This window comes from Luteibacter sp. SG786 (assembly GCF_011759605.1).
Taxonomy (GTDB): domain Bacteria; phylum Pseudomonadota; class Gammaproteobacteria; order Xanthomonadales; family Rhodanobacteraceae; genus Luteibacter.
In genome coordinates this window covers 114,215-137,697 of sequence record NZ_JAAOYX010000001.1, presented here as the reverse complement: position 1 = coordinate 137,697, position 23,483 = coordinate 114,215, and the positions used below count along the sequence as shown (strand labels likewise).

Sequence of the window (23,483 nt, the reverse complement as noted above, 5' to 3'; positions counted from 1 at the left end):
TTAACCTCCCGAAACCAGGTTGACAGACGCAGCCGGGCTCCATGCCGAGCACCCCACGTCATTGCACGCACGGAATTTGAATTGAAGTGATCCGGTATACAGGATGAGTGAACTCCAACTGGTAGCCGCACTGTCCTGCACAGTTTCCGTATATCCCGAGGGATAGATCTCTACCAGTTCGTAGTGCGTCGCATACTGGACGCTCGCCCACGTCACCTTGACGACGGGCTTGTAGGAAGGCCCGCTCTGCGAAATGGACGGCCATCCGGGCGCGGCCGGGGGCAATGTCACCGTAACGGCCGTCTGCGCACTCCAGGGCCCGCATCCGCCCGCGTTGCAAGCCTGCACCTGATAGACGTAAGTGCCATTGACCCGACCGCTCGTCGACCAGGTTCCGGCCGCCGTGTTCTGGAGCTGTACCCAGCCGCCGCCATTGGCGCTTTCAACCAGGTTGTAGGTTGCCGCACCGGCCACGGCACCCCAACTGATGGTGTACGCCCCGCTGTGGTTGGCACCGCCACCGGCGATAGCCGGCGCCGATGCAGGCGGCAAGGTGATCGCAACCGCGTTGCTCTGCCGGAACCCACTGCAACCGCTGCTGTTGCACGCCTGTACCTGATACACGTAGGTGCCCGACGCCGCCGGCGAAAGAACCACGCTCGTGCCCGTGGAGTTGTAGTACGTGGTCCACGCACCGCCGTTGAACTGCTGGTTCACCACGTAGCGCGTGGCCGTGGCAGCGCCCGCCCATGACACCGTGATCGGACCGGGGATCGGTGTCGACGCGGAGATCGATGCCGGCACGGGCGGCGGCAAGAGCACATTCACTGTCCACGCCGACCCGTAGGGCGCGCAGCCGCTCGCGGCACACGCTTGCACCTGATAGGCATACGCACCCGTGGCGCGACCCGATGCGGACCAGGAGGTGGCCGACGAGCTCTGCACCGTCGCCCACGCACCATTGTTGAGCCGCTCCTGCAGGTTGTACGACGTTGCCCCGGTAATGGGCTGCCAGTTCAGGGCGAAGCTGCCGTTGCTGCTGCTCGTAGCTCCGCCAAGCGTGACATAAGGGCCGGCAACAACAGGCGCGATCCCGAAGTCCTTGAACCAGTGCAGTCCCTCCTGCACCAGTTCGAACTGCACCCGGCGACCGGCACCCAGTAGAAGGGATGCGGGTGTGGCGATCGTCAAGGCAGCATGCTGCCCCGGCGCTATCTCGGGAATCGCCACGCGACTAACGTCGTTCTGCACCATCGCTCCGGACGCGTCGATCACGTGGTTGCCCAGATTGATCGGATGTGGGGACGCGTACGCCAACGTCACCGTTCCATGGTTGGCGATATCCAGCGTGGTCAACACACTCTGCCCGTCGGCCGATAGCGTGGGCGCGCTGGTGATCGTCAGCACCACGTTGACCTGATCCGCCGTTAGGCCCGTGACGTTGTTGCACAGATTGCCCGTGCCCGCCGTGGGGCATGCCGAGTACGGGCCTGCGTCGACGGTGTTGTTGCCCGGCCAATCCTGGAACCAGGCCACGCCGGCCTGCAGGAGACCGAAGCGAATCTTCTTCCCGGTGCCCAACACGGCAGCCGCCGCCACGTGCATCGTGATCGTGCCATTCCCGCCCACGGGAATGTCCGCCGGCAGGTTCACGCCGGCCTCCGGTTGCGTCGAGGCACCGGCCTGATCGATCAGGTGGTACCCCATCTGCACCGGGTACTGGCTGTTGGCCGAGAGCGGACGGGTGCCGTTGTTCGCGACATCCAGCGTCACGTCGATGGTCGAGCTATCGGCGGAGAGTTGCGGGATGCCCACAATGGAAAGCACCGTCTTTACCTGGCTCGGACGCAGGATGTCGATGTTCTCGGTCGACTTCGCGATCAGCTTCTTGCCCAGGTACACATAATTGCTGCCCAGGCGCGTGGTGGGGTCGGCTTCCCACATCAGCTGCCCGGCACTGTTGTACGCGTAATACGTGGTCCCGGACGGCGTGACCTTCTTCACACGGCGCCCCGCGGCGTCGTAGGTGTACTGACCCTTGCCCGGGATCGAGGTCAGCCGATTGGCCAGATCGAAATTCAGTACCTGTCCGTCCTTGCCGACCGTGTTTCCGCGCCCGTCGTACTGGAAGGTGTGAACCGGCGAGGCACCGATGCTGATCGAGGCCAGCAGGTTGGCACCGTCGTAGTTGTACGTGCTGGTACCGCTGCTGTTGCTGAGCGTGCGGATGTTGTTGAGCGTGTCGTAGGTGTAGCTCTCCGTACCCCACAGGTTGCTTGCCGTCGCGGACAGCAGGCGATTGAGACCGTCGTAGCTCATCGACTTGCTGCGTTGATTGCTCCCCGAGACGTCGCCGATGGCGCTGACATTGCCATTGCCGTCATAGGTGAAATCTTCACTGACGATCGGCACGCCGCCCTTGCCATACGTGAAGTTGTGCAGCAGATTGCGGGCGTTCTTGTCGGCCGAGTAGATGCCACCGTTGCCGATGTTGTACGAGGCCACGTCGCCGTCTGGGAAATAGCTGATCCCGTTAGCGTACCCACCCACCGTTGTCGGCCTGCCCAACGCGTCGGGGTTGTAGGCGACGATCTCCTCATCCGGATAACGCACGGTACTCAACGCGCCGTTGCCGTCGTAGCCGTAACCGAGGCCCCAGACCCAACCGTCCACCGCCAGTACCTCGGCGGTCAGCTGACCCAAGACGTTGTGACCGAAGGTCCAGCCCACGCTGCCCGAGGTGGCCGTAGCCGAATTGCCCAGGGCATCGTAAGTAAAGGTGCTCGGCGCCGTGCCCGTGGGATAGAGCACCGAGGTCACGCGGTTCATGGGGTCGTACGCACGCACGGTCTTGGCGGCTTCCGCCACCTGGTCCTGGCCGCACGCTCCGGCCGTATTGAACGACGCACCGGAAACACTCCAGGCGAGGTTGTCGGCACCGTCGTAGGCCATGATCTCGCTGCCGGATTCCGGCTCCCACGTGCGGCACAGGCGGTGCCAGGCATCGTAGGTCATGGTCTTGGTGACCGACTGCCCTGCCCCTCCCTGCGTGATCGACAGCGGATTGCCGTAGACGTCGCGCTGAATGGTCTGGATGACGTTTTCCGGCGCCTGAACCTTCACCACGGAGTCGTAAGAAGGCTGGTCGAAGGCCTGGTACCAGCTCGTGGTGACATTGTTCTTCGGATCCGTGACCTTCTTCGCTGCACCGGCGAGGTATTGCGTGGTGGTCGTGAGGTTGCCTAGTTCCGACGTCTGCGTACTGGCCGTGGCCCGGCCAATCACGTCGTAACTGGTCAGCACGCCGCCGCTCATGGCGGTGATATCGGGTTCCCCGCTATACGGATAGGACTGGAAGGTCTTACGCCCCTTCCAGTCGTAGGCACTCCGGATGCTGGTATAGAGCGCCCTGTCGTTGCGGTACGTATCGTCAAGGATCGGCCGCAGCATGGCATCGAAGAAGGTCATTTGAATCTTGCTGCCCTGGGTGACCGAGCGGCGCCAGTGGTTGGCGGCCACGCCGCGCTCGGCGCCGGTGACATACCCGTAGCCAAAGACCTTCGGATTCATCCCGGCAGGATAGGTGATGCTGGCCAAGCGGCCGATCGCATCGTAGGTATACGAGGTGGTCGCCTGTGCCTGATTCGTGATCGACCTGATCTGGCCGAGATCGTCCACAACCAGCGACTGGGAGGTGCCATCGGGGTAAGCGATCGCCTGCGGTATCCCACGCTTGTAACTACCCAGCGTGGTTGTATGGTTGTTACCGTCGGTGAAGCTGGTGAGCTGGCCCTGCGCGTTGAAGGCATAGCCCATCACCTTCCGGCCGAAGCGATAGCGCTCGGAGAGCGTCAGGTTATTGGGATCGTAGACATTCCGGCTGATCTCTTCGCCCGTCACGACGTTGGTCGTCTGCAACGGCAAGCCGAGCACCCAGTGTGCGTAGTCGTCCTTGAAGGCAGTACTTTCCCGTGCGGAATAGCCGATGCTGTTGTATCGCTGCACGTCTACCGGTCGCGCGAAGGCGTCGAACGATACGGCATTCCACGTGTAGGTATCGCCGGGGCTTGGGTCGTCGTTGATCTGTACGACCTGCGAACCCATCGGAAACTTGTTCTCCATCTGCGCCGAATTCAGGCGAGCGCGCGTGTAGCCCCAGTAGGATGGATAGGTCGAGGCGCGGCCGTCCACGGCGGGATTGGGATTGACATACGCGTATTGCACAAACTTGCGCCGCCGAGTCGTGTCGGCTGCGCCATCGAATACTTCTTCCGACAACAACAGGCTCTCGCTGAAGTCGTAGCGATTGCTGAAATTGCTTCGCTCCGCGTGTCCGTCGGGATACGTAACGCGCGTCCAGACAGACGTCGCGCAACCGGCGGAGCAGTTGACGGACCAGCTTTCGTTGGACGGCGAATAGACGTACTGCCAGGTTTGTGTACCGATTCCCGCGCCAGAGAACTGCTTCTGGGTGATGGCCATGCTGTAGGAGGCATTCGGGGTCTCCGCATGCGTGCCGACACCGTTGGGCGTGGCAGGCATGTTGGGACCCGCCTTGCACTCCCTTGGCACGTATGAGCGCCCGCGCTTCACCGGAGTCACCGTGAAGCTGGCCGACAGGCCTGAGGGGTGGGTCATCGAGGACGTGTACGACGTACCCAGGTTGGCCGGCGTGCCGATGGCATCGCAATTGCCCGCCGAGAGGCTCATGTCCACGTACGCCGTGTTGAAACTCGTCAGGTTGTAGGTCCAGCGCGATCCGTCGGGCTGCGTCACCGAGGTCAACTGATAGAGCTGGCCCACCTGCGTATAGCTGTATTGCCAGGTACGCGTACCCGCCGTTCCGCCCTGCATGGTGATGCTGGAGATGCGATTTCCATCGGAACCGTACGCAATGGTGACATGGCGCTGATCGTCGCCGTCGATGCTGGTGAGGTGATGATTGCCGTCGTAGCTGTAGTTGATGCCGTTGCCGAAGCGATCTTCGATACGGGTTACCAGCATCCGCCCTTCCTCGCGATTGAGGATATCGTCGAGGGCGGCCATCGGCGACATCATGCCGTCGGTACGTGCCATCAGCGAATCGGGACCGGATCCGGTAGGCCTGCTGACGCCGGGCATGGAGCGGTACGACAAGCGGTTGAAGTAGTACTTCGTGCCATCCGGGGACACGGCCAGGAAGCCTTCCGTGGTGGGGTCATTCACGGTTTGCGCGAGGCAGCCGAGCGACCAGTCCTGCTTCGTGACGATGGGGTACGCTGTTGCGTTGTTTCCGGGTGCCGCCGTGTTGCCGGTCGACCGCCGCAGCAATTCCTGCGAGCCCTGTCCTGGAATGCGCATCTGGTAGCCCTGCCACCAGCTGTCGGGTTCCCAGTCTGCTCGGGTGGTGTCGCCGCCGATACCCGCGACGCTCGGGGGCAAGGTGAAGCTGCTGCAGATCGCCTTCTTGTTTTGCGCACTCACCAACCAGCCCACACGAATGCCGGACTTAACTGGTGTGATGGTCGTGATCAGCGGAATGTCGATATCCCAGTCGCCGAACGCGCGGTATTGCTGGTCGCGCCGCTCGTCGGCGGTATGCAGGTTGAACACCCGGCCTACAGTGATGGTCGGCCCCTGGCCCGGAAACGAGATATCGGTCTGCTCGAACGACAGGCTCCCGTCATAGAGGCTGATCCGCTCGCCGAAAGGCGTTTCCCCAAGAGGCTGGATGTCCTCGCTCACCTTGATGAGTTTCTTATACTCATCCTCGGGACTGGAAGTAGGCTGGCTCTGCGCGTGCGCCGCGAAGGCCGGGAGAAGAAGAGAGGCCACGATGGTGGCCAGAGCGAGCGACACGCGCCCGCGAAAGCACGCACGGCCAGCCGCCGCGCCACGCACGTCCAAACGCATTCCCTGTTCCCCTGTGCATCGGCGCGTGCCGACATCCGCAAAATCTAGCGAGCGCGTGAGAACAAAGTCAACGGGGAGAAATTCCTAGGAACGCGTATGATCCCGCGAAGGGTCCGCTCAAGCGTTACATTTCCAGCATGGGAACGCGACACGACCGTCAAGGCACCGGAAAGACGGCCACACTGAAGAAGCTGGATCGCTTGCTCCGCAGGTCACGCGTCGCTACCCGCCGCTCAACTGGAACACGAATGACACCATGGAGCTGGGGTTACTCTCCGGCCCGGCAGCTGCCGCAACAAGGATCTTTCCATTCGAATCGATAAGCAGATTCGACATGTAATTAACCGTGGTACCGTACGCCTTGAATCTCTTCATTCCACCGTTGGCGAAGGTCGAATCCAGTATGCCTGACGGTTGGAAACGTGCCACCAGCAGTTCCGCGTCCGTGACGGGACTATTGAGCACACCTCCGCCGACGACAAACATGCCATCGTCCTGTACGCCCAGGCCCCCGCGGAAGTCCGTTTGGTAGTCTCTTTCCGAAACGGATAACAGCAGGAATTTGCCGCGGTTGAATGTCTCGAGGGGTTTCCCGGAAGCATCCAGAGAGGCCAACATCCCGAAACTCTGATATTGATCCTCGGACCTCGTGATCAGGTATCCACAGATCACCACTCCGTCATCGGGAAGGCCGGCGGCATAGGTGAAGTGAGTTTGATAGAGAGTCTCCGGATTGACATCCGCCGCGTCAGCATCGAAGAAGGCATACCCTTCGTCGCCGAACGAGCGATCCATTGAACCGTCCGGCGCGAACCGCCAGACCGCCAGACGCCGCCGCGGGATTGCCTGGACGTCGTAAATCAGTCCCACGACCGTTACCCGGCCGTCGGCTGCCACGACGATGGAACTCGCCCCCCAACGCTTTGAGCCCCAGCCCTCGCCATCGGTCACGAAGCCCGTACCGTTGAAGGTGGTGTCCAGTCGTCCATCCGCCTGAAGGCGGATCAATGCATAAAACGGGCCGTCCGGAAAGCCGAGCAGGCAATAAAAGGATCCATCTTCCGCGGCCGCGATGGCTGAGCCGGAGCCAGAAGCCTGGCCACCTTCTGCGACCTCAGATGCCTCTTCGGAAGGTGCCGATGCGCGAGACGACTCAGGCAACGGAATTCGGTGGACGATCATGCCGCCTTCGCCGAACGTCGGATCAAGTTCGCCGCTCTCTGTAAAACATACCAATGCGACGTCGAGCAATGCGGCGTCTTGGATGATATTCACGCCGTTCGTCACAGCGACGAGGAAACTACCCTCGTCGCGAGGCAGAAAGCCGAGCACGCGAGCGAAACCAATCTCGACGTATTGCGTTAGACGAAAGGTAAGGTCGATGTCACCACTGCGGGTGGCTCGAGTAACGAACAGGGTGCCGCCGTTCATGTCGCTTTCGACATCCGCCACGTATATTTTATCGTCCGACGCGATGGCGATGTGCGGATTAGGCGTCACCGTCGGCTGCCAGGGAAATAGCACGAGAAATTCGTGCTCGGTATCGCCCGGCGCCTTCGCCCCCTTGTTCGCAGCATGCTCTCGTTTCTGTTTCATCATCGCTTCCTTGCGTGGTGGTCGAGAAGCCGACCAGGTAACGCGCTTGACTCTACGCCTCCCTGGTATCGCGCGCATCACAGCGTCGCGAGAACACGCCGCGGCTTATCAAAGCGATGCTACAGCAGGCGCCGAAAACGCGTGGCGATTGCCAAGGCTCCGCCAATGGGATCTGTGGGAAAAGATCAGCGCGCCGCCTCGCTGGCATCCAACGCCTCACGCACCTTCCGCAGCAACCCGCGCGACTGCACCGGCTTCTCGATCACATACAGATGATCGAGCTGCGGCAGTTCGTCGAGGTTCGGTGGCGCGTCCGGGCGGGCCAGCAACAGCACCGCGCCGGTATAGCCGTGGTCGAGCAGTGCGGCCAGGGTGCGTACGCCGGTGAACAGATTCATGTCGGCGTCCATCACCACGAGGTCGGGCACGCCGTGCGCTTCGATCCATTGCAGCGCGGCGGTGCCGCTCTGGCTTGCACCGGCCTGATAACCGTACGTATCGAGCGTGTCGACCAGCAGCGACAGCTGCACCGCTTCCTCGACCACTACGAGTACACGTTCGGCCTCGCCTTGCAGGCTGGCGTCGAGCACCTGCGCGTCCATGTGGTCGGCGTCTTCCGCGTTGAGCGGCAGGTAGAGATGGAACTCGGTGCCCTCGCCCACTTGGCTGCGCACGCGCATGAGGCCGCCGTGGCTGGCGACGATGCGCTTGCACGAAAGCAGGCCAAGGCCGGTGCCTGCCGCCTTCGTGGTGAAGAACGGCTCGAACAATCGCTTCAGCACGTCCGGCGACATGCCCTCGCCCGTGTCTTTCACCGAGAGGCGCAGATAGCGGCCGGGCAGCGGTTGCTCCACTTCCGTGAAGAAGTCCTCGGGAAGGCTCACGAGGTCGGTTTCGATGATCAGTTCGCCGCCGTCCGGCATGGCCTGGATGGCGTTGAGGCAGAGATTCAGCAGACACTGCTGCAATTCCGTGTGGTTTCCTTCGAAGGCCACGTCGGGATCGAACACGTCCACGCGCATCTTCACCGTGCGCGGCACGCTTCCCTGCAACAGCAGCTTCAGCGCCTCAAGCAGCGCACCCAGTTTCACCTGTTCCGCGCGGCGTGCGCCGCGGGCGAACGAAAGCATGGACGACACCATCTCGAGGCCGCGGCGCCCGCAGTCGCGCACCAGCGCGCCCAGCCGTGCCAGGCGCGGGTCGTCCGCATAGTCTTCCAATGTGTCGCCTGCCAACAGCAGCGGCTGCAACAGGTTGCGCAGGTCGTGGCTCAAGCCGCCGGCGAGCAGGGCCAGGCTTTCGAAGCGCTGCGCACGTATCAGTTCCTGCTCGGCACGCACGCGCGCACGCTGCTCGTCGGCTTCGCGCAGGGCACGCCGCACCGCGCTGGCGAGGCGGGCGGTGTTGTGTTTCAGGATGTAGTCGGTGGCGCCGTTGTGCAGCGCCTCGATGGCAGCTTCCTCGCCGATCGTCGCGGAGATGAAAATGAACGGGATGTCCGACGAGCGCTCGCGCAGGATGTGCAACGCGCGCTCGCCACTGAACGCCGGCAGGCTGAGGTCGGACAGCACGATGTCGGGGCGGAACTCATCCAGCGCGGCGAGATACGCTTCTTCCTGGTCGACGAGTTTCACCTCGAACTCGAGGCCATCCTGTTCGAGGTCGCCGAGGATCAACTCCGCGTCCAGCGCGTTGTCCTCCACCTGGAGGATCCGCACCTTCCCGACCTGTTGTCCGCCTATGTCAGTCATGGATCCCGCCTGCGCCTCAGTCGCCTTCCGGACGCTGGTTGAGCACGGCCCAAAAATGGCCGAGCGTCTGCACCGCGGTGAAGAACTGCTGCACGTCCACGGGCTTCAACACGTAGGCGTTCACGCCCAGATCCCAGCTGCGGGCCAGATCGCTCTCTTCGCGCGAGGAGGAAAGGATCACCACCGGCAAGCGCTTCCAGCGATCCTCCGAACGCAGCTGCGTCAGTACCTCCAGGCCGTCCATGCGGGGCATCTTGATGTCGAGCAGGATCACGGCCGGGTCGCCTTCGGTGCGGTCGGCGTACGGGCCGCGGCGGTAAAGCCAGTCGAGGCAGTCCACACCGTCCTCCAGGTGGACGATGGGATTGGCCAGCTTGGCCTCGCGAAGGGCGTCGATGGCCATCTCGGCATCGGCCATGGAGTCTTCGACGAGGAGGATCGTGCGCAGGTCGCGCTTGTTCATGTGTCACCCGTTGTGGCGCCGGGAACGTCCGATGCCGGTAATGAAAAATGGAAAGTGGCGCCGACGCCGGTTTCGCCTTCGGCCCAGGTACGCCCTCCATGGCGCGCGATGATGCGTCTCACGTTGGCGAGGCCGATGCCATTGCCCGGAAATTCCGACGCGCGATGCAAGCGCTGGAACACCCCAAACAGCTTGCCCGCGTACTGCATGTCGAAGCCGGCACCGTTGTCGCGCACGCTGAATTCGTAATCGCCCACCGGCAGGCGGTTCACGCCGACCTCGATGGTGGCCACCTCGCGGTTGCTGGTGTACTTCACCGCATTGCCCAACAGGTTCTGCCAGACCGTACGCAGCATGTTCTCGTCGCCGACGACGATGGGCATCGGGGAGATCTTCCACTCGATTTGGCGGTGGCGTGCGTCCGTCTCCACCAGCGCGCGGGCCTCGTCCACCAGCGACTGCATGTCCACCGGCTGCAGGCGCAACGCGCCACGACCGAGCCGCGAGAACACCAGCAGATCGTCAATCAGCTGGGCCATGCGCCGCGACGAGCTGCTGATCACGTCGATGTAATGGCGCGCGCGGTCGTCCGCCTGGTCGCCGAGCTGTGCCTCCAGCTTGGCCGCGAAACCGGAGATGTGCCGCAGGGGCGCGCGCAGATCGTGCGACACGGAGTAGCTGAACGCTTCCAGTTCGCGGTTCACATCGGATACCTGTTCCACTTTGCCTTCCAGCTGGCGGTTCAGTTCGCTCACTTTCTGCTCGACCAGCGCCCGCGCGGTGATGTCGCTTACCGTGAGCAGCAGGGCCGGGTCCGCGTTGTCCGGCTGTTCGATACGCCGGGCGTTGATCACCACGAAACGGTCGATACCGTCCACCGTGCGCTGGGTGAGCTCGTAGTCCCAGAGTTCGCGGTCGCGCGTGATCACGTCGCCGAGGCGCTGCAACAGCGCGGTGTCGGTCCATGCGCCATCGCCGATCTGGTCCAGCGGCAGCTTCTGGTCCCGCTCCGGGTCGAAACCGTAGAGTTCCGCGAAGGCGGTGTTCACCAGCAACGTGCGGAGCTGCCGGTCGAGCATCGCGATGGGCTCGCGCACTGCCTGCACGATCAGCTGCGAACGGCTGACGGCACTGGCCACACGCGATTCGGCGGCCAGGCGGATGGCGATCTGCCGTTCCGAAACCACCACCACGATACCGAGCAGGGCCACCTGGGCCAATGCCGCGATCAGGAGAACGAACCGGTTGTTGGCGGCCAGCTTGGTGGCCGCGGCCCTGCGAGAGCCCAGCAACTTCGTCTCTTCGGCCAGCACGGCGTCGATCTGCTTGCGAAGGGGGAAGAGCTCGCGGGCGTCTTCCATCGAGGCGAGCGCACCGGTCCGATCACCTGCCTGCAGGCGCTGCATCGCCTGCTCGGCCAGCGCCATGCGTCCGCTGGCGATGGTTTCGAGCGCCCCCAGGCGCCCCACCTGCTCCGGGTTGTCGCGGGTCATTTCGCGAAGGCCGGCGAGAATGCCGGGCACCACCTTCCGTGGCGCGCGTGCTCGTTCCTCCAGCGCGGCACTGGCCGGCGCCCCCGCCAACCGGGCGTAGATGGCGGCCTCACTGGCGCGCAGATACTCGGCAAGCTCGAAGACGCTGGCCTTCACCTCGGAGGTATGGGCGACCCAGTCGCGCGAGTTAAGCGCCTCTTCGGAGCTCGACCGCGTGACAACGTACGGCAGCGCGACGATCGCGAGCACGGCGGCGAGCAGGCCCACAAGGCGCCAGCGCGGTCCGATACGTACCATCATGCCTTCGTCATCCCCACGACGACTCCTGTCAGTTGATGCCTCATTCTAAACGAGGACGGGCACGCCCTCCTCCCCGCAAGGCGGTGGAAAAGGCGTACCCGTCCGGATGGAGGCGTGCTTAATGCCGAAAGGACAGTGAATTCCCCGTGACGAGGAACCCGCTCCCACCGGCAGGCGGCATTCGCGCGTCAGTCGTGTTGCGCGGCCCCGCTCATCGAGTACGGCTGGCCGCCCGAGGCGGTGCCCCAGTCCTTCGCCGGCGTCTCCTGCATCGAGAAATGCAGCTCGCCGCCGGCCACGATCTCTTCGTGTCGGATATACGTGCGGTCGAGTGCCTTGCCGTTGAGCGTGACCTTGCCTACATACGGATGCTTTGCGTCCAGATGGTCCGCCGACACGGTGAACTTCTTGCCGCCGGCAAGGTTGAGCGTGGCCTTCTCCACGAAGGGGCGGCCGATCACGTACTGGTTGCTGCCCGGCGCCACCGGATAGAAGCCAAGCGATGTGAAGATGTACCACGCCGACATCTGGCCCAGGTCGTCGTTACCCACCAGGCCCGTCGGCGTCGGGGAGTATTGCGTCTGCATGATCTTCACCAGCCGCTCCTGGGTCTTCCAGGGCTGGCCGGCGTAGTCGTACAGGTAGGCCACCTGGTGGCTGGGTTCGTTGCCGTGCGCATACCAGCCGATGAGTCCGGTGATGTCTTCCACATGGGCGAACGACTTGGGGTCCACCTTCGCGTCGAACACCTGGTCGAGCTTCTTCACGAACGCGTCCTTGCCGCCCAGGGCCTCCATGAGGCCCGCCACATCCTGCGGCACGTACCAGGAGTACTGCCAGGCGTTGCCTTCGGTGTAGTCGCTACCGTAGCCGGCCGACGACGGATCGAACGGTTCGCGATAGCTGCCGTCGCTCTTGCGGGCGCGGAGGAAGCCGGTCTTCGTGTCGAAACTGTTCTTCCAATTGCCGGCGCGCTTCATGAAGGTGGCCGCGATGTCGTCCTTGCCCATGGCCTTGGCCATCTGCGCGAGCGACCAGTCGTCGAAGGCGTATTCCACGGTCTTGGAGGCCGCTTCCGGCTGGCGGTCGATCGGCACGTACCCGAGCTTCATGTAGTCGTCGATGCCGCCATAGGGCCCATAGGTGGCGCTGGCCACCATGGCGTCGAGCGCGGCCTTGGTGTCGTAGCCGCGAATGCCCTTCATATAAGCGTCGGCGATGACCGGCACCGCGTGGTAGCCGATCATGCACCAGGTTTCCATGCCCTGGTATGCCCACACCGGAAGGATGCCGAAGGGGCTGGCCTGCTGCGCGGCGATGAGCGAACTGACGAAATCGTTGCTCTTGGCGGGCTGGAGCAGGGTCATCAGGGGCTGCTGGGCGCGGTAGACGTCCCACAGCGACCAGGTGGAATAGAAGTCGAAGCCCTTCGCCTTGTGCACCTGGTTGTCGGGGCCGCGGTATTCGCCGTTCACGTCCATCGACAGGCCCGGCGCGATCATGGCGTGATAGAGCGCCGTATAGAACGTCTTGCGGGTTTCCGCAGGCGCCTGCACGTCCACGGTGGAAAGCGCTTTCTCCCACGCCTGGCGGGCCTCGGCGCGACGGGCGTCGAAGTCGAAGCCGGCGCCATCCTTGTCCAGGTTGGCCACCGCGTTGTCCTCGCTCACCGACGACACGGCCACCTTCACGATCAGGGGCTTGCCGAGGTCGCCGAAGTCGAACACGCCCTCCAGGGCGCGGCCGCTGATCGCGTCCACGTCCTCGGCGCGGTTGCCCGGCCCGGAGAAACCCCGGTACGGCACGTCCTTTTCGCGATTCTTCAGGCTGCGCGAGGTCATCGGCTGGTTGAAGCGCATGGCGAAATACAGCTGGCGGCCCGGCGCCCACCCGCGGGTGGTGCGGCCGCCGGTCACCGTGCCATCGGCCCGGACGCGCACCGACGACCAGAGCACCTTGCCGTCGTAGTCGTAGATGCTGGGGCGCAGGTCGAGCAGAAGGTGGGCCGGCTTGCCCTTCGGGAAGGTGTAGCGGTGCCAGCCCACCCGGGCGCCGGCGGTCAATTCGGCCCGCACGCCATAGTCGGCCAGCGTGACGGCGTAGTACCCTGCCTCCGCTTTCTCGCTCTTGTGGTCGAACCGCGAGCGATAGCCACTACCGGGCTGGTCGGGGGAACCGGGGTCCAGCTTCACATCGCCGGCAATGGGCATGACGAGCACGTCGCCCAGGTCGGAATGGCCGCTGCCGGAGAAGTGCGTATGGGAGAACCCCTGGATGCTGGAATCGCCGTACTGGTAGCCCGCGGCCCACTTGTACGCGTGCTTGAAATCCGGCATGGCCGTATCCGGCGAGAGCTGCACCATGCCGAAGGGCACCGTCGCACCGGGGAAGGTGTGGCCGTCGCCGCCCGTGCCGATCATCGGGTCCACGGCCGCGAACGCGCCTTCGGCCTTGCCGCTGGAGGCTGCGACGGCCAGGGCCGGCAGCGCGAGGGACAGGGCAGCGGCCAGCAGGCCGCGGCTGAGGCGGGTGGTTTTCGACATCGGTGGCTCCCCTTCGGTAGGCAATTCTCGGGTCCCGATCATTTGGATCGTGACAAACGGGTCGAACGTAGCAAAGATAGCGCTATCGCGCATGTTGCAGTGCGTGATGCATCCCTGGCCACCCCGCGCGATGATCGCCGGGTTTAGATCGTTTGAAGGAGTTCCGATGTCGAGGAATACCCCGCAGCGCCGCAAGGTGACGCTCGCCGATATCGCACAGGGCTGCGACGTCTCCCGGGCCACCGTCTCGCTGGTGCTGCGCGGCAGCCCGCTGGTGAACTCCGCCACCCGGGCCCGGGTGGAGGCCGAGCTCAAGCGCCAGGGCTACGTGTACAACCGTGCCGCGGCCAACCTGCGCCGGCGTACCTCCTCCAGCATCGGCCTGGTCATCAACGACCTGGGCAACCCCTTCTTCGCGGAATTCGCGGCCGGCGCCGACGAAGCCCTGGCCAGCGCAGGGTACGTCACCCTGCTGGGCAACACCGGCGAATCGCCCATCCGCCAGCAGGCGGTCCTGAACTCGCTGATCGAGCACGGCCCGGCCGGGATCATCCTCTCCCCGGCCGAAGGCAGCGAGGGCGAACAGGTGTTGGCCGCCGTGGGCATGCACACGCCCCTGCTCGTGTTCAACCGCGAATTGCCCGACGACAACGGTGCCCACCGCTGGGACACGCTCGAGATGGACAACGAGCACGGCGCACGCCTCGCCACGGAACATCTCATCCATCTTGGCCACCAGCGCATTGCTTTCTTCGGTGGTCACCGCGATTCCAGTTCGGTGGAACAGCGCCGCCGGGGCTATGCGGGGGCGATGCGCGACGCCGGCCTGAAGGTCGATCCAGCCTGGCTCATCGAGAGTGCGCCCACCCGTCTGGAAGCGGCCCGGCAGACGGGCGCGCTGTTCGCGCGCGACCCGGCGCCCACGGCGGCCGTTTGCTACAACGACGCCGTCGCTCTGGGGCTTATGCTTGGCCTGACGAAGCGAGGCCGGCGCCCGGGCGAGGATTTCGCCCTGACCGGCTTCGACGACGTCGCAGAAGCGTCGGTCTGCGTGCCGCCCCTCACCACTGTCGCGGTCGATCCGCGTGGTCTGGGGCGTCGCAGCGCCGAACTCATCCTCGAGAGACTTGGCAAACCCGAGACGGAAGCAGCGTATACGATCGCGCCGGTACGGCTCGTCGTACGTGAAAGCAGCTGTCCCCCGTCCTCCCCCTGAACCCCTTAATGGAGCGCCCCATGGCCACCGGATATACGCCATCGCCCAACTCGCCGTCCGCAGCAACACCGGGCGACAACCGCTACACCTACTTCCCGCTCGCGCTTGGCGTGATGACGACGATCTTCTTCATGTGGGGCTTCCTCACCTGTCTGAACGACATCCTCATCCCGCATCTGAAGGCGGTGTTCGAACTCAACTACGCCCAGGCGCTGCTGATCCAGTTCACCTTCTTCGGCGCGTACTTCATCATGTCGCTGCCTGCCGGCAAGCTCGTCGCGGCACTGGGTTACAAGAAGGGCATCGTCGCCGGCCTCATCATCGCCGGCATCGGTGCCGCGCTGTTCTGGCCTGCCGCCGGCATGCGCGTCTATGCGTTCTTCCTCGGCGCGCTCTTCATCCTCGCCACCGGCATCACGGTGCTGCAGGTGGCCGCCAACGCCTATGTGGCCCTGCTCGGTCCCGAGAAGACGAGCTCCAGCCGTCTCACGCTCGCCCAGGCGCTGAACTCCTTCGGCACCTTCCTCGCGCCGTTCTTCGGCGGTTTCCTCATCCTCTCCAGCGAGGTGAAGAGCAGCGCCGACATCGCGAAGATGAGCGCCGCGGAACAGATCACCTACCGTGCGCATGAAGCCGGCACGGTGCAGGGTCCGTACCTCGGCCTGGCCGTGGTGCTCATCCTGCTGGCCATCGGCGTATACCTGTTCAACCTGCCGGCCCTCGAGGAAACCACCGAGAAGGCCGACGACAGCAAGCATTCGTTGATGGATGCCCTGAAGACGCCGCACGTGTTCTTCGGCGTGCTCGCCATCTTCTTCTATGTCGGCGGCGAGGTGGCCATCGGCAGCTTCATGATCAACTACCTGGAGCTGCCCGAGATCGGCAACATGTCCGGCGCCGTGGCCGCCAGCCACGTGGCGTTCTACTGGGGCGGCGCAATGGTCGGCCGCTTCATCGGCTCCGCCCTGCTCGCGAAGTTCTCGCCCCGGTTGCTGCTGGCCGTGTTCGCCGTCATCAACGGCCTGCTCGTCATCACCACGATGTCCACCACCGGCACCGTCGCGGTCTACAGCATCGTGGCCATCGGCCTGTTCAATTCGATCATGTTCCCCACGATCTTCTCGCTGGGCATCGAGCGCATGGGCCCGCTCACGGGCAAGGCGTCGAGCCTGCTGATCATGGCCATCGTCGGTGGCGCCCTGATTCCCTGGATCCAGGGCGTCATCGCCGACCAGATCGGCCTGCAGCATGCGTTCTTCATTCCGCTGATCTGCTACGCGTACATCGTGTTCTACGGTCTCAGCGGCTCGAAGGTTCGCAGCGTGCCGGCTGCCACGCACTGATCGCTCTCATCCGACGGCCGGCCCATGCCGGCCGTCGCTTTTTTCATCCCCGCCCCAAGGACAGGCCGTAGCATGTCTTCCATCCTCTGCTTCGGCGAGGCGCTGATCGATTTCCACGCACAGCCCCAGGGCGGCGCCGGTCAGCCTCCCGCCTTCGTTCCCTTTGCCGGCGGTGCGCCGGCCAATGTCGCCGTGGCTGCGGCGCGCCTGGGCGGCAAAGCCCGTTTCGCCGGCATGCTCTCGCGCGACATGTTCGGCGATTTCCTGCTCAAGAGCCTCACCGAACTCGGGGTCGGCACGGAAGACATCGCGCGCACCGACGAGGCCCGCACCGCGCTGGCCTTCGTGGCGCACGACGAAAAGGGCGACCGCAGCTTCAGTTTCTATCGTCCGCCGGCCGCCGACCTGCTGTTTCGCCCCGAGCATTTCCGCCCCGGTGCGTTCGACGACCTGGCCGTGTTCCATGTCTGCTCCAATTCGCTGACCGAAGCCGCGATCGCCGCAACCACGGTCGAGGGCATGCGCCGGGCGCGTGCCGCCGGCGCGCTGGTCAGCTTCGACATGAACCTGCGCCCGGCCCTGTGGCCGAAGGACGAGGCGCCGCTGCCCCGCCTGTGGGAAACGTTGAACGAAGCCGACGTGATCAAGCTGAGCGCGGAAGAGTTCGCGTTCATCCATGCCGGCGCGGGTTCCGACGACGCTGTGCTGGAACGACTGTGGCGCGGCAAGGCGCGCCTCCTGCTGGTTACCGACGGTCCGGAACCGATGCGCTGGTTCACCCGTAGCGCGCGCGGCACGCTGCAGGGTTATACGGTGGACGCCGTGGACACCACCGCCGCCGGCGACGCCTTCGTGGGCGGCCTGCTCGCACGGCTGGCCATGGAGGAAGTCACCCCGGCACGCTTCGACGCGCTTATCGCCGACGAAGCCCGGCTCGTGGGCCTGATCCGCTTCGCCGCGGCAGCCGGCGCGATCACCGCGACGCACAAGGGCTCGTTCACCGCCATCCCCGACCAGGCCGAAGTAATGGCCTTCATGGAGAAGCACGCATGACGACCGTCCCCCTCCCCGATTTCCACTCCATCGATGTACTGCGCGACCACGTCGCGAAGACGATGGCGTTCTACAAGCCGAACGAGGTCGATCCCGCCGGCGGTTTCTTCCATTACTACAAGGACGACGGCACGGTTTACGACCGCAGCCATCGCCACCTCGTTTCCAGCACGCGCTTCGTGTTCAACCACGCGATGGCCTACCTCGAGTTCAAAAAGCCCGAGGACAAGGACCTGACGATGCACGGCCTGAAGTACCTGCGCGAGGTGCATCGCAACCCCGAAACCGGCGGTTACGCATGGACCATCGCCGACGGCAAGCGCGACGACCAGATGAACCACTGCTACGGCCTGGCGTTCATGCTGCTGGCCTATTCGTGCGGCGTGAAAGTGGGCTTCGACGAAGCGCGCGGCTGGCAGGACGAGATCTGGAACCTGCTCGAACAGCGCTACTGGGAGCCTGCGCACGGCCTCTATCGCGACGAGGCCGACAAGGACTGGCACTTCACGGGCTACCGCGGCCAGAACGCGAACATGCACATGACCGAGGCCATGATCGCCGCGTGGGAAGCCACGAAGGACGATCGCTACCTCGACCGCGCCATGCTGCTGGCGAACAACATGACCCAGCGCCAGGCGGCGCTCACCCCGCAGAAGCTGATCTGGGAGCACTACCACGAGGACTGGTCGATCGACTGGGAATACAACCTCGACAATCCCAAGCACCTGTTCCGCCCGTGGGGCTTCCAGCCCGGTCACCAGACCGAGTGGGCGAAGCTCCTGATGATGCTCGAGCGCTACACCAAGGGCACGCCGCGTCATAAGGACTGGCTCGTTCCCACCGCGAAGCACCTCTTCGACGAGGCGCTGGACAAGGCCTGGGACAAGGAATACGGCGGTATCGCCTATGGCTTCGCACCGGAGGGCGAGGTGTGCGACGACGACAAGTATTTCTGGGTGCAGGCCGAATCGCTCGCCGCGGCGCAGTTGCTGTTCGAGACCACCGGCGAGCAGAAATACGACGAGTGGTACGAGAAGATCTGGGCCTACAGCTGGCAGCATCTGGTCGATCACACGTACGGCGCGTGGTTTCGCATCCTGAAGCGGAACAACGAAAAGTACGACGACGAGAAGAGCCCGGCCGGCAAGACGGATTACCACACCATGGGCGCGTGCTACGAGGTGATGGCGTCGCTGCGGCGCATGCAGGGGGAGTAACGCGCGCGTCGGACGCGCCGCAAGTCACTAGGCCCCTGCCTTCGCAGGGGCGACGCGGTCAGCGTAGTCGTCAGTGCCACCGTGCCCATCTGGAGAACCGTCGCCCCTGCGAAGGCAGGGGCCCAGTGACTCTCGCCTACGGCAGCGACTGCCTCAAACTGGCGATCCCTTCCCAGGGATCCGCCTCCAGCGTCTTCGCCCGCTTCAGGGCCTTCTTCATGTCGAAGGCTCCGCCGGTCTTCAAGCGGGCAATCTCTTCCCAGCGCAACGGCATCGCCACGGGAGCGCCCGGACGGGCGCGCAGCGACCAGCCGGTCACGCTGGTCGCCCCGCGCGTGTTGCGTAGCCAGTCGATGAAGATCAGCCCCTCGCGCTTGGCCTTGCTGGCCTCGGCGATGTAGAGCGCCGGCTTTTCCGCCACGAGCGCATCGGCCACGCCTTCGCAGAAGGCCTTCACCTTCTCCCATGACGGGCCACGGCGTATCGGCGCCACCACGTGCAGGCCTTTCCCGCCGGAAGCGCGCACGAAGCTTTCCAGCCCCGCGGCGGACAGGCGCTCGCGGATCATGCGCGCTCCTGCGACCACCGCCTTCCATTCCACGCCTTTCGCCGGGTCGAGATCGAAGATCATCCGGTCGGGCTTGTCGGGGTCGTCGACTCGCGAACCCCAGGGATGGAATTCCAGGGTGTTCATCTGTACGAGTTCGAGCACGCCACGAACGTCGTCCACGTAGATGTACTCGGCCGTGCCGCCGTCCTTCTCTTCCAGCGTGACCGAACGCACGTGCTCGCCCAAGGTGTCGGCATGGTGCTTCTGGAAGAAGCACGGGCCCGTGGCGCCCTGCGGACAACGCACAAGCGACAGTGGGCGCCCGCGCAGTTCGGGCAGCATCCAGTGCCCCACGGCTTCGTAGTAAGCCGCCACCTCGCCCTTGCTCGGCCCACCTTCCCCGAAAACCGGACGCTCCGGATGGGTGATGGTGACGCCGCCGACAACGAGACCGGCCATGGCTCAGCCCGCCCGGCGTCGCGCCGGTGCCTTGCGGCTGGCGGTCTTCTTGGTAGCCTTTTTCGCAGCTGCCTTCTTCGTTGCGCTCTTCTTCGCGGCGGATTTCTTCGCAACGGCCTTCTTCCCGCCACCCTCGCTGGCCGACGTGCTTTTCGCCGCCGGGGTGCGGGTCTTCGCACCGATGCTCTTCTTCAGCAACGCCATGAAATCCACCACGTTGGTGGCGGCGTTCTCCGGCGTACGCTCCTCTTCCTCCACGGTGGCGGTAACGCCTTTGCTCTTCAGGCGCTTCTCGATAGCGGTGCGCAGCTTCGCACGGAATTCGTCGTGGTAGTCCTCGGGCTTCCACTTGCCCGACATGGACTTGATGAGGTCCGTCGCCATCTCGATCTCCCTTGGGGAGATGCGATAGTCCGATGCGGACTTGCTGGGGAGTTCGTAATCCTCCGCATCCACCACCTCGGACTTGTAGCGGAGGAGGTTCATGACCAGCGCGTCGCCCTGCGGCATCACGGCGGCCAGGTATTCCTTCGTTCGGATCACCACGCGCCCGATACCGACCTTGCCGGTCTTCTTCAGCGTCTCGCGCAGCAGCACGTAGCCTTTCTCGGCCTTCTTCGCCGGCAGCAGCACGTAGGGCTTCTCATAGTAGGCCGGGGAAATGTCCATGGCGTCGACGAAGGTGTCGATCTCGACCGTCTCGTGTGCGTCGCTGGCGGCGTTGCGGATGTCCTCTTCCTCCAGCACCACGTAATTGCCCTTCTGGTACTCGAAGGCTTTCACGATCTCCTTCCACGGCACCTCTTCGCCCGTCTCGGCGTTCACCCTCTCGTAGCGCACCGGGGTGTTGTCGCGCTGGTCGAGCATGCGGAAATGGAGGTCGTTGCGACGCTCGCCCGACATGAGCCGGATGGGGATGTTGAGCAGACCGAACGAAAGCGTTCCGGTCCAGATGGGGCGGGCCATGGTGCGATCCTCGGCGCGTAGGTGCGGCGAGGATACGGGCGCGGGCGTGGAGGGATTGCAAAAGAGTATGTGTGGGAGCCGGCTACGCCGGCGATCCCGCGGCAGCGGGAGAGCCTGCCGCGAGCACCCATCGCCGCTGAAGCGGCTCCCACAGGGTTATCGGGCCATGGTTACCTGGCCTCCACCACCGGCAGCTCGATGGCGCTGGCGGTGCCGGGCGTGTGCCATACCTGCTGCGTGGCCTTCCGGTAGTCGGACGGCTTGGCGAAGAAGATGTTCGGCACGAAGGTCTGCGGATTCCGGTCGTAGAGCGGGAACCACGAGGACTGGACCTGCACCATCACCCGGTGGCCCGGCTGGAAGGTGTGGTTCACGGTGGGCAGGCCGAAGCGGTATTCGAGCGGGGTGTTCGGCGTGAGCGGTTTTCCTTCACCGAAGCCCTCGCGATAGCGGCCGCGGAAGATGTCCATGGACACCGAAAGCTCGTAGCCGCCCATGGTCGGGTTGCTGGCGTTCGCGGACGGATAGACGTCGATCAGCTTCACCACCCAGTCGCTGTCGGTACCACTGGTGGAGGCATAGAGGTTTACCTGCGGCGCGCCGGCCACGCGCAACGGCGCCGTGAGCGGTTCGGTCACGTAGGTGAGCACGTCGGGGCGTCCATCCACGAAGCGCTGGTCCTGCACCAGCCACGTGGTCCAGGACTGGCGATCGTTGAAATGCACCGGACGTGGCACGTACGGCACCGGCTTGCCCGGATCGGAAACGTATTCGTCGTACTTCGCGGCCGCGGCCGCGGGTGCTTCGAACGAGAGCGTGCCGTTGGCCCCGAGGTACAAGGGACGGGTCTTCTTCCCCTGGGGCCAGGACTTGAAGCGATCCCAGTGGTTCTCCCCGGTGTTGTAGATGAACACCGGCGGCGTGTTGGCTTTCGGCGCGCCGTCGACAAGGTACTGGTTGAAGAACGGCAGCAGCACGTCGCGGCGGAACTGCAGCGCGGTGTCGCCATCCCATTGCAGCGCACCCAGCGACGAGGCGTCGTAGTTCACCTGGCTATGGCGCCAGGGGCCCATCACCAGGAAGTTCTTGTCGTTGCCCGTGTCCTTCGGCTCCACGGCTTCGTAGCTGTGGATGGCGCCCCACATGTCTTCCTGGTCCCACAGGCCCTGCAGCCACATGGTCGGCACCTTCAGCGGTTGCTTCGCCATGATCTTGTCCAGCGCCTGCTCCTGCCAGTACGTGTCATAGGCCGGATGCTCGCTGAGCTTGCGCCAGTAGGGCAGCTGGTCGAAACCGTTGGCACGGGCATAGTCGCCCGCCGACCCCGCCTGGAGGAAGTTCGTGTAGTCGTCATCGCCCGCGCTCGGGATGGTGGCGCCCTTCCCGCGCTTCGCGTTCTGGCCCGCGATGTAAGCGAAGTTCGTCTGGCGGAAGGCGCCATAATGGAACCAGTCGTCGCCCATCCAGCCGTCCACCATCGGGCTTTCAGGTGCCGCCACCTTCAACGCGGGGTGCGGATTCACCAGGGCCATGACCACGGTGAACCCTTCGTACGACGAGCCGAGCATGCCCACCTTGCCGTTCGACTCCGGAAGGTTCTTCGTCAGCCAGTCGATGGTGTCGTAGGCATCGGTCGAGTGGTCGACCGGCGTGTCGTTGAGCGGCCCCCGCAGCGGGCGGGTCATCACATAGTCGCCTTCCGATCCGTACTTGCCACGCACGTCCTGGAACACACGAATGTAACCGGCATCCACGAACACCTCGTCGCCCATCGGCAACAGGTTGCGCATGGTCGAAGACACTGTCCGCTCGGCACGGCCGTCGGCGTTGTAAGGGGTACGGGTGAGAAGGATGGGCGCGTGCTTCGCGTTCTTCGGAATGACGATGACGGTATGCAGCTTCACGCCGTCGCGCATCGGGATCTCGACCACCCGCTTCACGTAGTCGTTGGCCGTTGTCGGCAACTCGAACCGGGAGGGAATGTCCGGCGTCATCGGTGCCGTCTGCGCGGCGGCGAACGTGGAGGCGACGACCAGGGACAGGGCGAGCATCGGAAGCGACACGGAGAGACGTGGCATGAGTTTTTCCTGCGGCAGTGGGACGGAACCCTCCAAGCGTGCCCGATCCTGAACGGAAGGGCCACGCATGCCAACAGTCATGGTCCACATGGCACGGCCCATGCTTACCGGCAAAAAAAACGCCGCTGCGGGAGCAGCGGCGTTTTAGCCGAACCGGCAACCGCCGGTTGGCGCAGGACGCTTAGTGGCCGGCGGCGGTCGAAGCCGGGGCCGGAGTGGCAGCCGTGCCGGTGGTGGCCGGGGGCGTCATCGCCGGTGCGGTGCTGGCGGCCGGCGGGGTGGTCTGCGGCGCAGCGGCGGGGGCAGCAGGTGCAGTGGAAGCCGACGACGGCGAGGCCGGGGTGGCGTTGTCATCGGACTTGTTGCAGCCGGCGAGCATGGCGGCGGCGACAAAAGCCAGGGCGGTAACTGAAATAACCTTCATGATGCTGGGCTCCTCATTTCGTTATGTATGACGTGGATGCTTGCATCTTCGACGTTTCCCCCCGAAGACGGGCACGTCTAGGGTGCAACCACAATTATGAAGCGTAGGTGTCCGACGGCGCAGCGCAGAAGCGTTCGTA

General features: G+C 64.4%; 14 protein-coding genes. 4 read left to right on the top strand and 10 right to left on the bottom strand.

The window, feature by feature from the left end; translation table 11 throughout:
* The 6 genes from FHS47_RS00545 to FHS47_RS00520 form a co-directional block, all read right to left on the bottom strand.
* Positions 1-5,892, bottom strand: a complete 5,892-nt coding sequence (locus FHS47_RS00545; RefSeq protein WP_167021851.1) for an RHS repeat protein — start codon at positions 5,890-5,892, stop codon at positions 1-3.
* Positions 5,893-6,114: 222 nt separating this feature from the next.
* Positions 6,115-7,488, bottom strand: coding sequence for a hypothetical protein (locus tag FHS47_RS00540; RefSeq protein ID WP_167021850.1), 1,374 nt, complete (start codon positions 7,486-7,488; stop codon positions 6,115-6,117).
* Between the two features lie 185 nt (positions 7,489-7,673).
* A complete protein-coding gene (locus FHS47_RS00535; protein WP_167021849.1) occupies positions 7,674-9,239 on the bottom strand; it encodes a response regulator in 1,566 nt (521 codons plus the stop codon).
* Between the two features lie 16 nt (positions 9,240-9,255).
* A complete protein-coding gene (locus FHS47_RS00530) occupies positions 9,256-9,702 on the bottom strand; it encodes a response regulator (RefSeq protein ID WP_167021848.1) in 447 nt (148 codons plus the stop codon).
* The gene (locus FHS47_RS00525; protein ID WP_167021847.1) at positions 9,699-11,495 is read right to left on the bottom strand and encodes an ATP-binding protein; all 1,797 of its coding nucleotides are present in this window, start codon (positions 11,493-11,495) and stop codon (positions 9,699-9,701) included. Before FHS47_RS00525 ends, FHS47_RS00530 begins: the two co-directional genes overlap by 4 nt.
* A 188-nt stretch (positions 11,496-11,683) precedes the next feature.
* The gene (locus FHS47_RS00520) at positions 11,684-14,038 is read right to left on the bottom strand and encodes a GH92 family glycosyl hydrolase (RefSeq protein ID WP_167021846.1); all 2,355 of its coding nucleotides are present in this window, start codon (positions 14,036-14,038) and stop codon (positions 11,684-11,686) included.
* A gap of 166 nt (positions 14,039-14,204) precedes the next feature.
* Between FHS47_RS00520 and FHS47_RS00515 the strand changes: the two genes are divergently transcribed.
* From FHS47_RS00515 to FHS47_RS00500, 4 genes are all read left to right on the top strand, one after another.
* A complete protein-coding gene (locus FHS47_RS00515) occupies positions 14,205-15,254 on the top strand; it encodes a LacI family DNA-binding transcriptional regulator (protein WP_167021845.1) in 1,050 nt (349 codons plus the stop codon).
* Between the two features lie 113 nt (positions 15,255-15,367).
* Positions 15,368-16,597, top strand: a complete 1,230-nt coding sequence (fucP, locus tag FHS47_RS00510) for an L-fucose:H+ symporter permease (protein WP_208381927.1) — start codon at positions 15,368-15,370, stop codon at positions 16,595-16,597.
* A gap of 72 nt (positions 16,598-16,669) precedes the next feature.
* The gene (locus FHS47_RS00505; RefSeq protein WP_167021843.1) at positions 16,670-17,650 is read left to right on the top strand and encodes a carbohydrate kinase; all 981 of its coding nucleotides are present in this window, start codon (positions 16,670-16,672) and stop codon (positions 17,648-17,650) included.
* Positions 17,647-18,867 carry an AGE family epimerase/isomerase gene (locus FHS47_RS00500; protein WP_167021842.1) on the top strand — a complete coding sequence of 407 codons (1,221 nt, stop codon included), beginning with the start codon at positions 17,647-17,649 and terminating at the stop codon, positions 18,865-18,867. Before FHS47_RS00505 ends, FHS47_RS00500 begins: the two co-directional genes overlap by 4 nt.
* Before the next feature lie 136 nt (positions 18,868-19,003).
* On the opposite strand, the gene ligD is transcribed toward FHS47_RS00500, so the two are convergent.
* The 4 genes from ligD to FHS47_RS00480 form a co-directional block, all read right to left on the bottom strand.
* On the bottom strand, positions 19,004-19,876 hold the full coding sequence (gene ligD, locus FHS47_RS00495) for a non-homologous end-joining DNA ligase (protein WP_167021841.1): 873 nt from the start codon (positions 19,874-19,876) through the stop codon (positions 19,004-19,006).
* 3 nt (positions 19,877-19,879) lie between these two features.
* A complete protein-coding gene (locus FHS47_RS00490; protein WP_167021840.1) occupies positions 19,880-20,842 on the bottom strand; it encodes a Ku protein in 963 nt (320 codons plus the stop codon).
* Between the two features lie 170 nt (positions 20,843-21,012).
* On the bottom strand, positions 21,013-22,920 hold the full coding sequence (locus FHS47_RS00485; RefSeq protein WP_167021839.1) for a CocE/NonD family hydrolase: 1,908 nt from the start codon (positions 22,918-22,920) through the stop codon (positions 21,013-21,015).
* Positions 22,921-23,101: 181 nt separating this feature from the next.
* Positions 23,102-23,344 carry a hypothetical protein gene (locus FHS47_RS00480; RefSeq protein WP_167021838.1) on the bottom strand — a complete coding sequence of 81 codons (243 nt, stop codon included), beginning with the start codon at positions 23,342-23,344 and terminating at the stop codon, positions 23,102-23,104.
* Between the last annotated feature and the right edge of the window lie 139 nt (positions 23,345-23,483).

Coding starts and splice junctions, on each gene's coding strand:
- FHS47_RS00545 (WP_167021851.1), bottom strand. CDS start 5,892: ATGCGTTTGGACGTGCGTGGCGCGGCGGCTGGCCGTGCGTGCTTTCGC.
- FHS47_RS00540 (WP_167021850.1), bottom strand. CDS start 7,488: ATGAAACAGAAACGAGAGCATGCTGCGAACAAGGGGGCGAAGGCGCCG.
- FHS47_RS00535 (WP_167021849.1), bottom strand. CDS start 9,239: ATGACTGACATAGGCGGACAACAGGTCGGGAAGGTGCGGATCCTCCAG.
- FHS47_RS00530 (WP_167021848.1), bottom strand. CDS start 9,702: ATGAACAAGCGCGACCTGCGCACGATCCTCCTCGTCGAAGACTCCATG.
- FHS47_RS00525 (WP_167021847.1), bottom strand. CDS start 11,495: ATGATGGTACGTATCGGACCGCGCTGGCGCCTTGTGGGCCTGCTCGCC.
- FHS47_RS00520 (WP_167021846.1), bottom strand. CDS start 14,038: ATGTCGAAAACCACCCGCCTCAGCCGCGGCCTGCTGGCCGCTGCCCTG.
- FHS47_RS00515 (WP_167021845.1), top strand. CDS start 14,205: ATGTCGAGGAATACCCCGCAGCGCCGCAAGGTGACGCTCGCCGATATC.
- fucP (WP_208381927.1), top strand. CDS start 15,368: ATGACGACGATCTTCTTCATGTGGGGCTTCCTCACCTGTCTGAACGAC.
- FHS47_RS00505 (WP_167021843.1), top strand. CDS start 16,670: ATGTCTTCCATCCTCTGCTTCGGCGAGGCGCTGATCGATTTCCACGCA.
- FHS47_RS00500 (WP_167021842.1), top strand. CDS start 17,647: ATGACGACCGTCCCCCTCCCCGATTTCCACTCCATCGATGTACTGCGC.
- ligD (WP_167021841.1), bottom strand. CDS start 19,876: ATGGCCGGTCTCGTTGTCGGCGGCGTCACCATCACCCATCCGGAGCGT.
- FHS47_RS00490 (WP_167021840.1), bottom strand. CDS start 20,842: ATGGCCCGCCCCATCTGGACCGGAACGCTTTCGTTCGGTCTGCTCAAC.
- FHS47_RS00485 (WP_167021839.1), bottom strand. CDS start 22,920: ATGCCACGTCTCTCCGTGTCGCTTCCGATGCTCGCCCTGTCCCTGGTC.
- FHS47_RS00480 (WP_167021838.1), bottom strand. CDS start 23,344: ATGAAGGTTATTTCAGTTACCGCCCTGGCTTTTGTCGCCGCCGCCATG.